The organism is Anaeromyxobacter sp. K (assembly GCF_000020805.1).
Classification (GTDB): domain Bacteria; phylum Myxococcota; class Myxococcia; order Myxococcales; family Anaeromyxobacteraceae; genus Anaeromyxobacter; species Anaeromyxobacter dehalogenans.
This window is the reverse complement of the sequence record NC_011145.1, coordinates 4,223,369-4,239,375: the sequence shown is the minus strand read 5'-3', so window position 1 is coordinate 4,239,375 and position 16,007 is coordinate 4,223,369. Positions and strand designations below refer to the sequence as shown.

Sequence of the window (16,007 nt, the reverse complement as noted above, 5' to 3'; positions counted from 1 at the left end):
CCGGGCCCGCCCTCCCTCGGCGGGCGAGCCCGCCCTGCGCTCCGCGTTGACGCGCCCGGCGGGCGGCGCTAAACGCGCGGACGACCATGCGCCGGACCCACCGCGGACTCACCGTCGTCGCCCTGCTCCTCGGGATGTTCCTCGCCGCGATGGAGATGACGGTCGTCTCGACCGCCATGCCGTCGGTGGTGGGGGAGCTGGGCGGGCTGGCGCTGTACGCCTGGGCGTTCGCCGCCTACATGCTCACCGCCACGGTGAGCGTGCCCATCTACGGCAAGCTCGCCGATCTGAAGGGCCGCAAGGTGGTGATGCTGTTCGGGCTGGCGCTGTTCGTGGCGAGCTCGATCGCCTGCGGGATGGCCCGGTCCATGGAGGCGCTCGTGGCCGCGCGGGCGCTGCAGGGGCTGGGCGCCGGCGCCATCCAGCCCGTCACGCTCACCATCGCCGGCGACCTGTTCGAGCCGCAGGAGCGCGCGCGCATCCAGGGCGTGTTCGGCGCCGTCTGGGGCATCGCCGGCCTGGTCGGGCCGCTGCTCGGCGGCGCGATCGTGCACCTCGCCTCCTGGCGCTGGGTGTTCTGGCTGAACGTGCCGTTCGGCCTCGGCTCGGCGCTGGTGCTGGCGCTCGTCTACCACGAGCGCCCCGAGCGCCACGCCCACCGCCTCGACGTGGCCGGGGCGGCGCTGCTCTCGATCGCGGTCGTCTCCGCGCTGCTCGCGGTGCGCTCGCCCGCCGCCGGGTTGCTGGCCCTGCCGCTCGCCGCCGTCGCCCTGGCGGCCTTCCTCGCGGTGGAGCGGCGGGCGCCGGAGCCGCTCCTCCCGCTCGACCTGTTCCGCGACCGCGTCATCGCGGTGTCCTCCGCGGCGAACGCGCTGCTCGGCGCGGCGATGCTGGGCATGGTCACGTTCGTGCCGCTCTGGGTGCAGAGCGTGCTGGGCGGGACGCCCACGCAGGCGGGCAGCGCCATCGCGTCCATGGCCGTCGGGTGGCCCATCTGCAGCGCGCTCTCCGGGCGGCTCCTCCCGCGCACCGGCTACCGCGTGCTGGTCCGGGCCGGCATGGGCCTCACCGCGCTCGCCGCCGTCGCGCTCGCGCTGCTGCTCCGGCCGGGCGTGCCGCTCCTCGTGCCCCAGGCGCTGGCGTTCGCGTACGGCGCCGGCATGGGCCTCGCCTCCACGCCGCTCGTCATCGCGGTGCAGGCGAGCGTGCCCTGGAACCGCCGCGGGGTCGCGACCGCCACCACCATGTTCTTCCGCACCATCGGCGGCACGCTCTCGGTGGGCGTGCTCGGCGGCGTGCTCGCGCACGCGCTCGCGAGCGGCGGCGCCGACGGGGCGCTGGTGTCGCGGCTGCTCGGGCCGGAGCGGGCCTCGATCGACGCGAGCATCCTGGCGCCGCTCGCGGGGGCGCTGCAGGGCGCCATGGGCATCATCTTCGCGGCGGTGGCCGTGATCGCGGGCGCGGCGTTCGCGGTGGCGCTGCGGTTCCCGCGCCTCGCGCTCGAGGCGCGGAGCCCGGAGCGCGCCGGCGCCGGGGCGCCGCCGGCCCCGGACCGCCCGTGAGCCGCCCCGCCGACGTCGTCACGCTGTTCGCGACCCGCGCCGTGCGGCTGTTCGCGTACGGCCTGCTCTCGGTGGTGCTGGTGCTGCACCTCGAGGCCGCCGGGCTCGACCAGCCGCGCATCGGCGCGCTGCTCACGCTCACGCTGCTCGGCGACACCGCCCTGTCGCTCTGGATCACCACCCGCGCCGACCGGATCGGCCGCCGCCGCATGCTCGTGCTGGGCGCGCTGCTCATGGTGCTCGCGGGCGCCGCGTTCTCCGCCACCACCGCGTTCCCGCTGCTGCTGCTCGCGGCGACGGTCGGCGTGATGAGCCCCTCCGGCAACGAGGTGGGGCCGTTCCTCGCCATCGAGCAGGCGGCGCTCACCGAGGCGGTCCCGTCGGGACGCCGGACGGCGACGTTCGCCTGGTACCAGCTCGTCGGCGCGGTCGCGACGGCGCTCGGCGCGCTCGCCGGCGGGGCGCTCGCGGGGGGCCTGCAGCGCCGCGGCCTCGCCCCGCTCGCCTCCTACCGCGCCGTCACCGCGCTCTACGGCGCGCTCGGCCTCGCGCTCGCGGCGCTGTTCCTGCGCCTGACCTCGCGCGTGGAGACCGCCCCGCGCCCCGCGGCCTCGCCGCGCGCCGCGTTCCTCGGCCTGCACCGCTCCCGGCGCATCGTGCTGGAGCTCTCCGCGCTGTTCTCGCTGGACGCGTTCGCGGGCGGCCTGGTGGTGCAGAGCTTCGTGGCCTGGTGGTTCCACCGCCGGTTCGGCGCCAGCCCCGCCACCATCGGCGCGATCTTCTTCGGCGCGAACGTGCTCGCCGGGATCTCGGCGCTGTCCGCCTCGGCCATCGCGCGGCGCATCGGCCTCGTGAACACCATGGTGGCGACGCACCTGCCCTCGAACCTGCTGCTGGCGCTGGTCCCGCTCATGCCCACGCTGCCGCTCGCCATCGGCGTCCTGCTGCTGCGCTTCTCCATCTCGCAGATGGACGTCCCGACGCGCCAGTCCTACACGGTCGCGGTGGTGGATCCGGACGAGCGCTCCGCCGCGGCGGGGGTGACGGGCATCGCGCGGACGGTGGGCTCGGCGCTGGCGCCGGTGGTGGCGGGGCCGCTCTACGCCGGCGCCGGCGCGCTGGCGAGCGTCCCGTTCCTGGTCGCGGGCGGCCTCAAGGTCCTGTACGACCTGCTGCTCTGGCGGCGCTTCCGCGCGCTGCGCCCGCCCGAGGAGCGGTGAGCGCGGGGGCCCGCCGCCTCAGAACCCCTGCGCGATCCGCAGCCCGGCCGCGAACGCGTCGAGGCGCTGCCGCTCGCCGAACAGGTGCGGGCGCAGCACGGTGAACCGGCCCTCCACGCCGAGCGAGGTGTGGCGTCCCACCGGCAGCATGGCCGCGACCGCGGCCCATCCGCCGAGCGACGCGTCCTCCTCCTGCTCGGTCGTGACCGCGGTGGTGGCGCTGCTCGCCACGTCGCGCTCGGCGCTCACGAAGTGCACCGCGACGCCGGCCGCGGCCGAGAGCTCCACCGGGCCGGCGGCCAGGAACGCGCGCAGCCCGCCGCCCACCGGCACGTCCCACAGCCGCGGCTCCACCGTGCGCGCCACCCCGGCGGCGTCGCGCACGGCCGCGGACGTCGAGGACGGGCGGGCGACGCCCGCGCCCATCTCGGCGCCGAGCCAGGGGAGCAGGCGGAGGCCGAGCGTGAGCTCACCCTCCGGGCCGGGGTCGAGGCCGGCCATGGACGGGCCGGCCGGGATCCAGGCGCCGACCCGGAGCGCCAGCACCTGCGCGTCGGGGCCCTCGTCGCCGGCCCGGGCGGCCCCGGGCGCGAGGACGGCGAGGAGGGCGGCGAGGCAGGCGAGGGCGAGCGGTCTCATGCCCGCGAGCGTGGCACGGACCGGGGCCGCCGTCACGCGCGGCGCGCGGCGGCGAAGCCGCGCTCGAGGTCGGCGCGGAGGTCGTCCACCGCCTCGATCCCGGCGGAGACGCGGATGAAGCCGTCCGCGATCCCGAGCGCCTCGCGCGTCTCCTTCGGCACCGACGCGTGGGTCATGATGGCCGGGTGCTCGATGAGGCTCTCCACGCCGCCGAGCGACTCCGCGCACGCGAAGATCCGCACGTGCTCGAGGAACGCGCGCGCCGCGGGCAGGCCGCCGCGGATCACGAACGTGAGCATGCCGCCGAAGCCCTTCATCTGCCGGGCGGCGAGCGCGTGCTGCGGGTGCGAGGCGAGGCCGGGGTAGGTGACCCGCTCCACCTGCGGGTGGCCCTCGAGGAAGCGCGCCAGCGCGAGCGCGTTCTCGGCGTGCCGCTGCATGCGGACGTGCAGCGTCTTCAGCCCGCGCAGCACCAGGAAGCTGTCGAGCGGGCCGGGCACGCCGCCCACCGCGTTCTGCAGGAACGCGAGCCGCTCGTGCAGGGCGTCGTCGGAGGTCACCACCGCCCCGCCGATCACGTCGGAGTGGCCGTTCAGGTACTTGGTGGTGGAGTGGGCGACGAAGTCGATCCCGAGCTCGAGCGGCCGCTGGAAGTACGGGGTGGCGAAGGTGTTGTCCACCACCGTGCGCGCGCCGTGCGCCCGCGCGATCCGCGCCACCTCGGCGAGGTCCACGATCTTCAGCATCGGGTTGGTGGGGCTCTCGATCCACACCAGCCGCGTGTTCGGGCGCAGCCCGCGCTCGACGTTGCGCGGGTCGCTCATGTCCACGTGCGAGAACTCCAGCCCGTGGCGGCGGAACACCTTGTCGAAGATGCGGAAGGTGCCGCCGTACACGTCGTCCGAGGCGAGGACGTGGTCGCCCGACTGGAGCAGGTGGAGGATGGCGTCGGTGGCGGCGAGGCCGGAGGCGAACGCGAGCGCGTGCCGGCCGCCCTCCAGCGCCGCCAGGCAGCCCTGGAGCGCGTCGCGCGTCGGGTTGCGGGTGCGCGAGTACTCGAAGCCCTTGTGCACGCCGGGCGAGGCCTGCACGTAGGTGGAGGACAGGTACACCGGCGTCATGATCGCGCCGGTGGTCGGATCCGGCGCCTGGCCGGCGTGGATGGCGAGGGTGTCGAACCCGGGCTTCGTCTCGGCGTCGGCCATGGTCGCTCCGTGGGAGGGGCGGGGCGGCTAGCGGAGCCGCTGCGCCAGGAACTCGATGAGGTCGATCTTGGTCACGATGCCGGTGACCCGGTCGCCCTCCTTCACCACCGCCACGTGGTCGTCGTTGAAGATGTCGCGGAGGCGCGAGAGCGCCGTGTCCGGCTCCACCACGCCCTGCAGCGGCTGCACCAGCGGCTCGACCACCTCGGTGAGGCGGTGCTTCCCCTCGATGAGGAAGTTGAGCAGGTCGTACTCGTGGATCATCCCGGTGGCGCGGCCGGTGTCGTCCACCACCGGCATCTGCGAGATGTCGTGCTCCTTCATCTTCTTCACCACCGCCTCGACCTTGTCGGTCTTGCGCGCGGAGATGACCTCGCCGCGGCGGCGGCCGAGGATGTCCTTCACGGTGGCGGCGGAGACCGGGCCCCCGGCGCCCACCGGGAAGCCGTTGTCGCGCATCCACTCGTCCGAGTAGAACTTCGAGATGTAGGCGCGCCCGCCGTCGGGCAGCGGCACCACGATCACCTTGCCCTTGCCCAGCTCCTTCGCGAGCTTCACCGCGACGTGCACCGCCGCGCCGGAGGAGCCGCCGGCGAGGACGCCCTCCTCGCGGGCGAGCCGGCGCGCCATCACGAAGGCGTCGGCGTCGTTCACCTGGCGGACGTCGTCGAGGACCGAGAGGTCCATCGCGCCGCACATCATGTCCTCGCCGATGCCCTCCACCTTGTAGACGTGGGGCTGCGAGAGCTTCCCGGTCTTGAACATCGAGTGGTACACCGAGCCGATCGGGTCCACGCCGACGTTGAGGATGGCGGGGGCCTTCTCCTTGAAGAACTTCCCGCAGCCGCTCATGGTCCCGCCGGTGCCGAGGCCGGCCACGAACGCGTCGAGCCGGCCGCCGGTCTGCTCCCAGATCTCCGGGGCGGTGAGCTGGTAGTGGGCCTCGACGTTGTCGAGGCTGTGGTACTGGTTCACGTAGAAGCTGTTGGGCGTCTCGGCCGCGATGCGCTTCGCCACCGAGTAGTAGCTGTCGGGCGAGTCGGCCGGCACGTTGGTCGGCGTCACGATCACCTTCGCGCCGAACGCCTTCAGCGTGTCCTGCTTCTCCTTCGACATCTTGTCCGGCATGGTGAACACGCAGCGGTACCCCTTCACCGCCGCCGCCATGGCCAGGCCCACGCCGGTGTTGCCGCTCGTGTTCTCGACGATGGTGCCGCCCGGCCGCAGCAGCCCGGAGCGCTCCGCCTTCTCGAGGATGTGCACCGCCATGCGGTCCTTGATGGAGCCGCCGGGGTTCAGGTACTCGAGCTTCACGAGCACGGTCGCGTCGTCGGGACCGGTGAGCTTCTGCAGGCGGACGAGCGGCGTGTGCCCGATCGCGGAGAGGACGGTCTCGTGGTAGGCCATGGGGGCTCCGGATCCGGAAAGATCGACGGGAATCCCGGCGTTATAGGCAGGCGGCGTGACCCGCGTCAACGCGCCGGACCGGCGCGGCGCGACCCAGAGGAGATGCCCACGGCATGAGCGAACCCCACGAGACCGAGGCCCGCGTCCGCGCCGCGGTGGCGCGCGCCACCGGCGAGGACGTCTCCCGCGCGCCGGTGCGGCGCCTGGCCGGCCACGCGTCGCTGCGCAGCTACTGGCGGGTCGGCGAGCGCCCGCGCTCGCACGTGGTCATGGTGATGCCGCCGGACGCGAAGCCGGAGGAGGTCACGAAGGGCGGCGCGCCCGCGGTGAACCCGTTCGTCGACGTGCAGCGCTACCTCTCTGGCCTGGGCGTGCGCGTCCCCGCCATCCTCGCGTTCGAGGAGGCCGAGGGGTTGATGGTGCTGGAGGACCTCGGCGACGACATGCTCGAGACGCGCCTGCTCGCCGGCGCGCCCCGCGCGCGCCTGTACGAGGACGCGATCGATCAGCTCGCCCGGCTGCGCGCCGCGGCGGAGGCCCGGCCGGACGCGTGCGTCGCGTTCACCCGCGCGTTCGACCAGGAGCTGTACCGCTGGGAGCTGGACCACTTCGTGGAGTGGGGGCTCGAGGCCTGGAAGGGCGCGCGGCTCTCGCCGGAGGAGCGCGCGGTGGTGGACCGCGACTTCGACCGGATCGCGGCGGCGCTCGCGGCGGAGCCGCGCGGGTTCACCCACCGCGACTACCAGTCGCGCAACATCATGGTGCTGCCCTCCGGCGCGCAGGCGGTGATCGACTTCCAGGACGCGCTGCTCGGGCCGCGCCAGTACGACCTGGTGGCGCTGCTGCGCGACAGCTACGTGGAGCTCCCGCCCGAGCTGATCGACGCGCTCCTGCGCCGCTGGCTGGACCGGTTCGCGGCCGCCGGCGGTCCGCGCCTCGAGTACGGGCCGTTCCGCGCCACGTTCGACCTGCTCACCGTCCAGCGCAAGCTGAAGGACGCCGGGCGCTTCGTGTTCATCGACCGCGTGAAGGGGAACCCGGGGTTCCTGGTCTCCATCCCGGCCTCGCTGCGCTACGTGCGCGACGCGTTCGCGCGCCGTACCGAGCTGGCGGAGCTCCAGCGCGTCCTCGCGCGCCACGTGCCCGAGCTGGCGCCCTAGCTGGCGCCTGGGCTCGGGCGGCGCGCCGCGCCATCACTGTCGGAGCAAGAACGGGGCCGAACCGCGGACCCTGGGTTGACCCATACCCGATCGCGGCTGGGCTGCGAATACCTGCCCCCGGTGGTCCCAAGCGCGCGGGACCTGGGGCGTTCCGGCGTCCCGCGTCCACCGAGCGTGTGCGGCACGGTGCCGCACCCGGGGCGGGCTCCTGCTTGCACACGGGTCCGGGCCGTTGGCGCGTCCGCGCCGGGAGGATGTGTGAGAGACCTGTCGATCCGAGTCCGCCTGCTCCTCGCCTTCGGCCTCATGGTGCTGACGACCGCCGCCGTGGCGGGGTCCGGCTACTGGGGCACCGAGCGCATCGGCGCCGCCACCGCCGAGATGCTGGGGGGCGACGCGCTCATGGCCCGGCACGCCGACGACGCCCGCGCCGCGGCGCTGGGCCTGCGCCGGTTCGAGAAGGACGTCCTCATCAACATCGAGGACGCCGCCGAGGTGGCCGACTACCAGCGGCAGTGGGAGGGCGAGCTCGCGCAGCTCCGCACCTCCCTCGGCGAGCTCGACCGGCTCGCCGGCGAGGACGACCGGGCCCTGCTCGCGGCCATCCACCGGGACATCGACGCCTACGCGACCGGCATGTCGCGCCTGCTCGCCGAGATCCGGGCAGGCAAGCACGGCTCCACCGACTCCGGCAACGCCGCGGCGGCCGCGTTCAAGGCGCCGGCGCGGAACGTGGTGACGGCGGCCGACACGCTCGCCGAGGAGCACCACCGGCAGATGCAGTCGCGGGCGGACATGGTGGCGGCCGTCGCGTCCTCGGTCCGGACCACGATCTCCTTCACGCTCGTGATCGCGGTGCTGTTCGGCGCCGTGCTCAGCGTGGTGATCACGCGCTCGGTGGTGACGCCGGTGAGCGGCGTGGTCGCGGCGCTCGAGCGGATGGCGCAGGGCGACCTGCGCGAGCTCCCCACCGTGGATCGCGCCGACGAGGCCGGCCGGCTCCAGGCGGCCATGCGCGCCACCGCGGAGCGCATCACCACGGTGATCGCCGAGGTTCGCGGCGGCGCCGAGGCGCTCACCGGCGCGTCGGCGCAGGTCTCGGCCACGTCGCAGTCGCTCTCGCAGGGCACCGGCGAGCAGGCCGCCAGCGTGGAGGAGACCACCTCGTCGCTCGAGGAGATGAGCGCCTCGATCACGCAGAACGCCGAGGCCGCCCGCCAGTCGGAGGCGATGGCGAAGACGGGCGCGCGCAGCGCCGACGCGGGCGGCGCGGCGGTGAAGGAGGCGGTCGAGGCGATGCGCGCGATCGCCGAGCGGATCGGGATCGTGGAGGAGATCGCCTACCAGACCAACCTCCTCGCGCTGAACGCGGCCATCGAGGCGGCCCGGGCCGGCGAGCACGGCAAGGGCTTCGCGGTGGTGGCGACGGAGGTCCGCAAGCTGGCCGAGCGCGCCCAGAAGGCGGCGCAGGAGATCGGCGGGCTGGCGTCCTCGTCGGTGGCCGTGGCGGTGCGCTCGGGCGACATGATCGCCGAGATGATCCCCGCCATCCGCAAGACCTCCGACCTGGTGCAGGAGGTGGCGGCCGCGTCGCAGGAGCAGTCGGCCGGCGTGGCGCAGGTGTCCAAGGCCATGGCCACGGTGGACCAGGTGACGCAGCGGAACGCCTCCGCCGCGGAGGAGCTGTCCTCCACCGCCGAGGAGATGGCCTCGCAGGCGGAGGCGCTGCAGCAGCTCATGAGCTTCTTCCAGCTCGCGACCGACCACCGCGCGCCCGGCCACGCCGCCCAGCGGGTGCAGCCGGCCCCCGTGCCGCACCTGCCCGCCGCGGCGGCGCCGACGCGCGCCGCCGCGCGGCCGGCGGCGCCGGAGGTCCCCGCGCTCGCGGCGCGCAACGGCAAGGCCGGCGACGGCGAGTTCCGGCGGTTCTAGGCGGCGGCCGCCCCGGGCCGCGGCGCCGCGGCGCTCGCGAGAAGAAGAAGAACGGGCGGGCCCGGAGGGGCCCGCCCGCGCGGCTTCAGGGCGGCGTCGAGGAGGGGCCGCCGCCCGGGACGCTACTCGGCGCCGACGCCGAGGTACGTGCGGAGCTTCTCGTCCTCGAACTTGTCCTGCGCCGTCTGGTCGGCGGTCACGAGGGACACCACGATGCCCGCGATGAACGCGGCGGTCATCGAGAAGATGGCCGGGTTCTTCCACGGCAGGATGCCGTAGGGCTTGCCCGCGGCGTCGAGGTGGTGGAACACCTCGCCCCAGACCGTCGGCGACAGCAGGATCATGATGCAGGACGAGAACGCGCCCACCAGGATCGACCAGACCGCGCCCATGGTGGTGAAGCGCTTCCACACGATGGACATGAGCAGCGCCGGGAAGTTCGCGCTGGCCGCGATGGCGAACGCGAGGCCCACCATGAACGCCACGTTCTGGCCCTTGAAGAGGATGCCCAGGCCCACCGCGAAGATGCCGAACACCACCGTGGCGGTCTTGGCGGCCTTGACCTGCTCCTCCTCGGTCGCGTGCCCGCCCTTGATGACGTTCACGTAGATGTCGTGCGAGTAGGCCGACGCGCCGGCCAGCGTGAGGCCCGCCACCACCGCGAGGATGGTCGCGAACGCGACCGCGGCGATGAAGCCGAGGAAGCCGGAGCCGAGCAGCTGCTCCGCCAGGATCGGCGAGGCCATGTTGCCGCCCTTGTCGATCGAGGTGATGAACGCGCGCCCGCCCGGCGTGAGCACCGCCGCGCCGAAGCCGACGATCGGGATGATCAGGTAGAAGTAGCCGATGAGGCCGGTGGCGTAGAGCACCGACTTGCGGGCCGCCTTGGCGTCCGGGACCGTGTAGAAGCGCATCAGGATGTGCGGCAGGCCCAGCAGGCCGAACATGAGCGCGAGGCCCAGGGAGACCGCCTCCACCGGGTTCGCGACGAAGCCGCCCGGCTCGAGCGACTGCTGGCCGTACTGCGCCACCACCGCCTGGTACAGGTTGCCGGGGTTGAAGCCGAACTTCGCGAGCACGAGCCCGGTCAGGATGGTGACGCCGAACAGCAGCAGGCCGGCCTTGATGATCTGGACCCAGGTCGTGGCGAGCATGCCGCCGAACAGCACGTACGCGAGCATGACCACGCCGACGATGATCTCGGCGATCTCGTACTTCAGGCCGAACATGAGCTGGATGAGGGCGCCGGAGCCGACCATCTGCGCGATGGTGTAGAAGAGCACGGTCAGGATGCCGCCGATGGCCGCCGCGATGCGGACCGGCTTCTGGCGCAGGCGGAACGCGACCACGTCCGCGAACGTGAACTTGCCCAGGTTGCGCAGCGGCTCGGCCACGAGGAACATGAGCGCCGGCCAGCCGACGAGCCAGCCGGTGGCGTAGATCATGCCGTCGTAGCCCTTGAGGGCGACCATGCCGGAGATGCCGAGGAAGGACGCGGCGGACATGTAGTCGCCGGCGAGCGCGAAGCCGTTCTGGAGCGCCGACACGCTGCGGCCGGCGGCGTAGAACTCGGAGGAGGTCTTGGTCTTCTTCGCCGCGAAGTAGGTGATGACGAGCGTCACCGCCACGATCAGGAAGAAGAAGCCGATGGACGCGACGGTCGGCTTCCCGAGGGTGGTGGTCGCCTGGGGCGCCGCCTGCTGCGCCTGCTGGAGGATGAGCTGCTGGATCACGCCGAGGTGGGTCATGGTCACGGGTCTCCTGGTGCGATCCGGGTCAGCGCTTCAGCTGGGACTTCAGCCGCTCGACCTCGGGGTCGTACGACTTGTTGGCCCAGCCCACGTAGTAGGCGGTGAGCAGCCAGGCGAAGATGATGACCGCGACGCCGAGCGGGATGGCGAGCGTGGTGACCTCGCCGACCTTCTGCGTGACGAAGGCCTTGTTCGTCGCGAGCAGCAGGATGAAGCCGTAGTAGCCGACGAAGAGCAGGGCGAGCAGCACCATGCTGACGCTCCAGCGCTTCTTCACCAGCGCCTTGAAGTCCGGGGAATCGAGGACCTGGAGCGAGCTCTTGTGGCCCTTTTCCGTGCTGGAACCGCTCCGTGCCGCTTCTGCCATTTGACTCTCCTTGGATGCCTGCGCGAACGCGCCGGGCGTCTCTCGAAAGTGCGGTGCGACAAGTCAGCCGGGCTGCTTTCCGAGGACCGCGATTGCGTGGGGAGCTCGCACATCGTGGGTTCGGGTGTTGCGAGCGGCAAGCCTACAGCACGAAATGCGCGAACGATAGAGTCGCCCGCGCACAAAATTGCGCGAATTGCTGACCGTGGTCAATCGACGTCGCCGGTTCGAGTCGATGATTCGCGCGCGACGCACCGGTTGCGCGAACGCTTTGCGTTGCCCCCGGGTCGAACCGCACGGAGCGTGAGAGCGCGACGCCGGATCGGGGGAGACGGACGACCGCACGCCCGGCCGCTGGCGCAATGCTGGCGCCGCGCGGCCGCACGGGCTGCGCTTGCTATGCTGGCGCTCGGGGCCGGACCGGCGGTCCGCCGCTTCGACGCGGCCCGGGGGTGGGCATGAGGCTGGCGCTGTTCGCCGACGTGCACGCGAACCTGGAGGCGCTCACCGCCTGCCTCGCGCACGCGGAGGCGGCGGGGGTGGACGGCCACGCGTTCCTCGGCGACCTGGTGGGCTACGGCGCCGATCCGGTGGCGGTGCTCGAGCTGGTGCAGGCGCACGCCGAGCGCGGCGCGCTGGTGGTGCTCGGGAACCACGACGCCGCCGTGATCGAGCCGCGCGAGGCGGCCACCATGAACCCCACCGCCGAGGAGGCGCTGCGCTGGACGCGGGACCGGCTCGGGCCGGCCGCGCGCGCGTTCCTCGCCGGCCTGCCGCTGGTGATCCGGCGCGACCCCCTGGTGCTGGTGCACGCCAGCGCCGACGCGCCGCGGGAGTGGGCCTACGTGACCGACCCGCTGCACGCGCAGCGGAGCCTCGCCGCGGCGGGTGCGCCCTACGTCTTCTGCGGGCACGTCCACGAGCCGGTGCTCTACTACACCGGCGCCGCCGACCGGCCGGTGGCGTTCCGGCCGATCCCGGGGGTGGCCATCCCGGCGCCGCCCCGCCGCCGCTGGCTCGCGGTGGTGGGCTCGGCGGGCCAGCCCCGCGACGGGAACACCGCGGCGTGCTACGCCATCGTGGACGTGGCGCGCGCGTCCATCACCTTCCACCGCGTCCCCTACGACTGGCCGACGGCCGCCGCGAAGGTGCGCGCGGCCGGGCTGCCCGAGCGGCTCGCGCAGCGCCTCGCGCACGGGGAGTGAGCCCAGTGAGCGACCTGCCCGGGCCCGGCGACGTGGTGGACGGCTTCCGCATCGGCGAGCGCTTCCACGCGGGCGGGATGGGCGTCATCTACCGGGTCACCGGCCCCGACCCGGGCTTCCCGCTCATCATGAAGATCCCCCGCCTCGGCCCGGGGGAGCCGGCGAGCAGCGTGATCTCCTTCGAGGTCGAGCAGACGGTGCTCGCCGCGCTGAAGGGGCCGCACGTGCCGCGCTTCGTGGCCGCCGGGGACCTGGAGCGGCAGCCCTACCTCGTGATGGAGGAGGTCCGCGGCCGCTCGCTGAAGGAGTGGGTCGGCGACGGGCCCGTCCCGCTCGACGAGGTGGTGCGCATCGGGATCGCGCTCGCCGCCGCGCTCCACGACCTGCACCAGCAGGAGGCGATCCACCTCGACCTGAAGCCGGCCAACGTGGTGTTCCGGCCCACCGGCGAGGCGGTGCTGGTGGACTTCGGGCTCGCGCACCACGCCCACTACCCGGACCTGCTCGCCGAGGAGTTCCGGCGCCCCATCGGCTCGGCGCCGTACATCGCGCCGGAGCAGGTGGTCGGCGCGCGCAGCGACCCGCGCAGCGACCTGTTCGCGCTCGGGGCGGTGCTGTACGAGCTCGCCACCGGCCGCCTGCCGTTCGGCACGCCCACCACGCCCGGCGGGCTGCGCCGGCGGCTGTACCGCGACCCGACCCCGCCGCGGGCGCTGGTCCCGGCGCTGCCGGAGTGGTTCCAGGAGCTCGTGCTGCGGTGCCTCGAGCCGGACGCGAGCCGCCGCCACGCCTCGGCCGCGCAGGTCGCGTTCGACCTGGCGCACCCGGACCAGGTGGCGATCACCGAGCGCGGGCGCCGCCGGCGCGCCGCCGGGCCGCTCACGGTGCTCCGCCGCTGGATCAAGGCGGCCGGCTACGAGCCGGCGCCGCTGGCGCTCCCGTCCACCGAGCTGTCCGGGGCGGCGATCGTGCTCGCCTGCATCGCCACGCAGCACACCAACGAGGCGCAGTTCGAGGCCATCCGCCAGACGGTGCGGCGGCTCCTGTCGCTCCAGGACGCGCGGCGGCTCGCGGTGGCCACGGTCATCCGGCCCACCCCGGAGCTGGGCGGCTCGAGCGCCGACGAGACGGCCGCGCACCAGCGCATCAAGCACCTGGCGCTGCTCCGCCACTGGGCCGAGCCGCTGGGGCTCGCGGCCGGGCAGGTCTCGCTGCACGTGATCGAGTCCGGCGACGCGGCGCAGGCGCTGGTGGACTACGCGCGCGCCAACGGCGTCGAGCACCTGGTGATCGGCGCGCCCCCGCCCGACGTGCCACTGCGCGGGATCCTCGGCACCGTCGCGACGAAGGTGGCGCTGGAGGCGCCCTGCACCGTGACGCTGGTGCGCCCGCCCGGCCGCCGCTGAGAGCACGTGAAGCAATCCCCTCCCGTCGCCGCGGCGGCCATCGGCGCCGCGCGGAGAAAAGGGAAGGGGCCGGACGTGCGGGATGTGCACGTCCGGCCCCGGCACGAGCGGCGACTACCTGCTGGTGACCTCCGCCACTCCCCAGATGACGGGGCCCAGCACGGCCAGGCCACCGGCCATCATCCCGAACTGCGCGCCGCTCATGCTACTCGTGGTTGATGTCGCGATCCTTGGTCTCCGGCATGAAGAGGGTGCCGAGGACCGCGGTGATGAGCGCGATGACGATGGGGTACCAGAGGCCGTAGTAGATGTCGCCGCTGGCGGCGACCATCGCGAACGAGATGGTCGGCAGGAAGCCGCCGAACCAGCCGTTGCCGATGTGGTACGGCAGCGACATCGAGGTGTAGCGGATGCGAGCGGGGAAGAGCTCGACCAGCCACGCCGCGATCGGCGCGTACACCATGGTCACGTAGATGACGAGGATGGTCAGGAGCAGCACGACCATCACGTAGTTCACCTGGCTCATGTCCGCCTTGGCGGGGTAGCCGGCGGTCTTGATGGCGTCGCCCAGCGTCTTCTCGAACGCGGCGTTCTGCGTCTTGAAGTCGGCCGGCGAGAGCGTGTTGCCGGCGAAGCTCGCGACGGCCACCTCGCCGATCTTGATGGTGGCGACGGTGCCCGCGGGCGCCTCCTCGTTGCGGTACGGCACGCCCTTCTTCGCGAGCGAGGCCTTGGCCACGTCGCAGGACTTCGTGAACTTGGCCTTGCCGATCGGGTCGAACTGGAAGCTGCAGTCCTTCGGATCGGCGACCACCGTCACCGGGCTCGTCGCCTGCGCGTGCTCCAGCGCCGGGTTCGCATATTTGGTGATGCCCTTGAAGATCGGGAAGTAGGTCAGCGCGGCGAGCACGCAGCCCGCCATGATGATCCGCTTGCGGCCGATCTTGTCGGACAGCGTGCCGAACACGATGAAGAACGGCGTGCCGATGATCAGCGAGGCCGCGATCATGTAGTTCGACGCGGTCGGGTCCACCTTCAGCGTCTGCTGGAGGAAGAACAGCGCGTAGAACTGGCCCGTGTACCAGACCACCGCCTGGCCGGCGACGCCGCCGAACAGCACCATCAGGACGATCTTCAGGTTGTTCCAGCGCAGGAAGGACTCGGTGAGCGGGGCCTTCGAGGCCTTGCCCTCCTCCTTCATCCGCTTGAACACCGGGGACTCGTTCAGCTGGAGGCGGATGTAGACGGAGATGCCGAGCAGGATCAGCGAGAGCAGGAACGGGACGCGCCAGCCCCACTTCTCGAACGCCTCGTTCCCCAGGCCGATGCGGGTGCCGAGGATGATGAGGAGCGAGAGGAACAGGCCGAGGGTGGCGGTGGTCTGGATCCAGCTCGTGAAGTTGCCGCGCCGGCCCGGGGGCGCGTGCTCGGCCACGTACGTGGCCGCGCCGCCGTACTCACCACCCAGCGCGAGGCCCTGCAGCATGCGCATGGAGATGAGGATGATCGGCGCCAGCACGCCGATGGTGGCGTAGCTGGGGAGCATGCCGACGATCGCCGTCGAGCCGCCCATGATGAGGATGGTGAGGAGGAAGGTGTGCTTCCGGCCGATCATGTCGCCGAGCCGGCCGAACACCACCGCGCCGAACGGGCGCACCGCGAAGCCGGCCGCGAAGGCGAGCAGCGCGAAGATGAAGCCGGTGCGCTCGTCGACGCCGGCGAAGAACTGCTTGCTGATGATCGCCGCGAGCGAGCCGTACAGGTAGAAGTCGTACCACTCGAACACGGTTCCGAGGGACGACGCGAAGATGACCATCTTCTCTTCGCGGGTGATTCCAGCACGTGACCCGGAGTCGGGGGGGACGGGTCGGACAGGGGATGCCGACGACACGGACATTTTCTTCCTCCACGGTGAGGTTGGTACGCCAGCCGCGTGGCCTGAGGTACGAGGTAGCACACCGGATTCGCCGTTTACAACGGTCTGCGCGCAAATACCGCGCTTAGCGCAGTCCCTGCGCGCACGAACTGCGACGAACGCCCCTTGTCGGTAGCGAGATTTATCGCGGAGGTACGCCGAGTTGGGTCGTTGACGCGGCGCGTCCGCGCAAGAGGTGCACCGGCCAGACGAATGTTGCGCCCGGCGGGGGCGCGGT

12 protein-coding genes are annotated in these 16,007 nt (G+C 72.8%); 6 read left to right on the top strand and 6 right to left on the bottom strand.

Annotated elements, in window-relative coordinates; translation table 11 throughout:
• Positions 1-86 precede the first annotated feature (86 nt).
• Together ANAEK_RS18955 and ANAEK_RS18950 are read left to right on the top strand one after the other, a co-directional pair.
• Positions 87-1,562: an MDR family MFS transporter gene (locus ANAEK_RS18955; protein WP_012527741.1), complete on the top strand. Its 1,476-nt coding sequence runs from the start codon at positions 87-89 to the stop codon at positions 1,560-1,562.
• Positions 1,559-2,782, top strand: a complete 1,224-nt coding sequence (locus ANAEK_RS18950; RefSeq protein WP_012527740.1) for an MFS transporter — start codon at positions 1,559-1,561, stop codon at positions 2,780-2,782. Before ANAEK_RS18955 ends, ANAEK_RS18950 begins: the two co-directional genes overlap by 4 nt.
• Positions 2,783-2,800: 18 nt before the next feature.
• Here ANAEK_RS18950 and ANAEK_RS18945 read toward each other — a convergent pair whose 3' ends face one another.
• The 3 genes from ANAEK_RS18945 to ANAEK_RS18935 are packed head-to-tail and all read right to left on the bottom strand — an operon-like array spanning position 2,801 to position 6,033.
• Positions 2,801-3,421, bottom strand: a complete 621-nt coding sequence (locus tag ANAEK_RS18945) for a hypothetical protein (protein WP_232288279.1) — start codon at positions 3,419-3,421, stop codon at positions 2,801-2,803.
• Between the two features lie 32 nt (positions 3,422-3,453).
• A complete protein-coding gene (locus tag ANAEK_RS18940; protein ID WP_012527738.1) occupies positions 3,454-4,626 on the bottom strand; it encodes a cystathionine gamma-synthase in 1,173 nt (390 codons plus the stop codon).
• A 27-nt stretch (positions 4,627-4,653) separates the two neighbouring features.
• Entirely contained in the window at positions 4,654-6,033 is a 1,380-nt protein-coding gene (locus ANAEK_RS18935) for a pyridoxal-phosphate dependent enzyme (RefSeq protein WP_012527737.1), read from the bottom strand.
• Positions 6,034-6,146: 113 nt separating this feature from the next.
• On the opposite strand from ANAEK_RS18935, the gene ANAEK_RS18930 reads away from it, so the two are divergent.
• Together ANAEK_RS18930 and ANAEK_RS18925 are read left to right on the top strand one after the other, a co-directional pair.
• Complete coding sequence (locus tag ANAEK_RS18930) at positions 6,147-7,193, top strand: aminoglycoside phosphotransferase family protein (protein ID WP_012527736.1); 1,047 nt, start codon at positions 6,147-6,149, stop codon at positions 7,191-7,193.
• A gap of 258 nt (positions 7,194-7,451) precedes the next feature.
• Positions 7,452-9,125: a methyl-accepting chemotaxis protein gene (locus ANAEK_RS18925; protein WP_012527735.1), complete on the top strand. Its 1,674-nt coding sequence runs from the start codon at positions 7,452-7,454 to the stop codon at positions 9,123-9,125.
• A 122-nt stretch (positions 9,126-9,247) separates the two neighbouring features.
• Here ANAEK_RS18925 and ANAEK_RS18920 read toward each other — a convergent pair whose 3' ends face one another.
• Both ANAEK_RS18920 and ANAEK_RS18915 read right to left on the bottom strand, forming a co-directional pair.
• Positions 9,248-10,873, bottom strand: a complete 1,626-nt coding sequence (locus ANAEK_RS18920) for a cation acetate symporter (RefSeq protein ID WP_012527734.1) — start codon at positions 10,871-10,873, stop codon at positions 9,248-9,250.
• A 28-nt stretch (positions 10,874-10,901) separates the two neighbouring features.
• Positions 10,902-11,243 carry a DUF485 domain-containing protein gene (locus ANAEK_RS18915; protein ID WP_012527733.1) on the bottom strand — a complete coding sequence of 114 codons (342 nt, stop codon included), beginning with the start codon at positions 11,241-11,243 and terminating at the stop codon, positions 10,902-10,904.
• 458 nt (positions 11,244-11,701) lie between these two features.
• Here ANAEK_RS18915 and ANAEK_RS18910 point away from each other — a divergent pair, with 458 nt between their 5' ends.
• Both ANAEK_RS18910 and ANAEK_RS18905 read left to right on the top strand, forming a co-directional pair.
• Entirely contained in the window at positions 11,702-12,448 is a 747-nt protein-coding gene (locus tag ANAEK_RS18910) for a metallophosphoesterase (protein ID WP_012527732.1), read from the top strand.
• A 5-nt stretch (positions 12,449-12,453) separates the two neighbouring features.
• Positions 12,454-13,854, top strand: coding sequence for a bifunctional serine/threonine-protein kinase/universal stress protein (locus ANAEK_RS18905; RefSeq protein WP_012527731.1), 1,401 nt, complete (start codon positions 12,454-12,456; stop codon positions 13,852-13,854).
• Positions 13,855-14,059: 205 nt separating this feature from the next.
• Here ANAEK_RS18905 and ANAEK_RS18900 read toward each other — a convergent pair whose 3' ends face one another.
• A complete protein-coding gene (locus ANAEK_RS18900) occupies positions 14,060-15,751 on the bottom strand; it encodes an MFS transporter (RefSeq protein ID WP_012527730.1) in 1,692 nt (563 codons plus the stop codon).
• Positions 15,752-16,007: the final 256 nt, after the last annotated feature.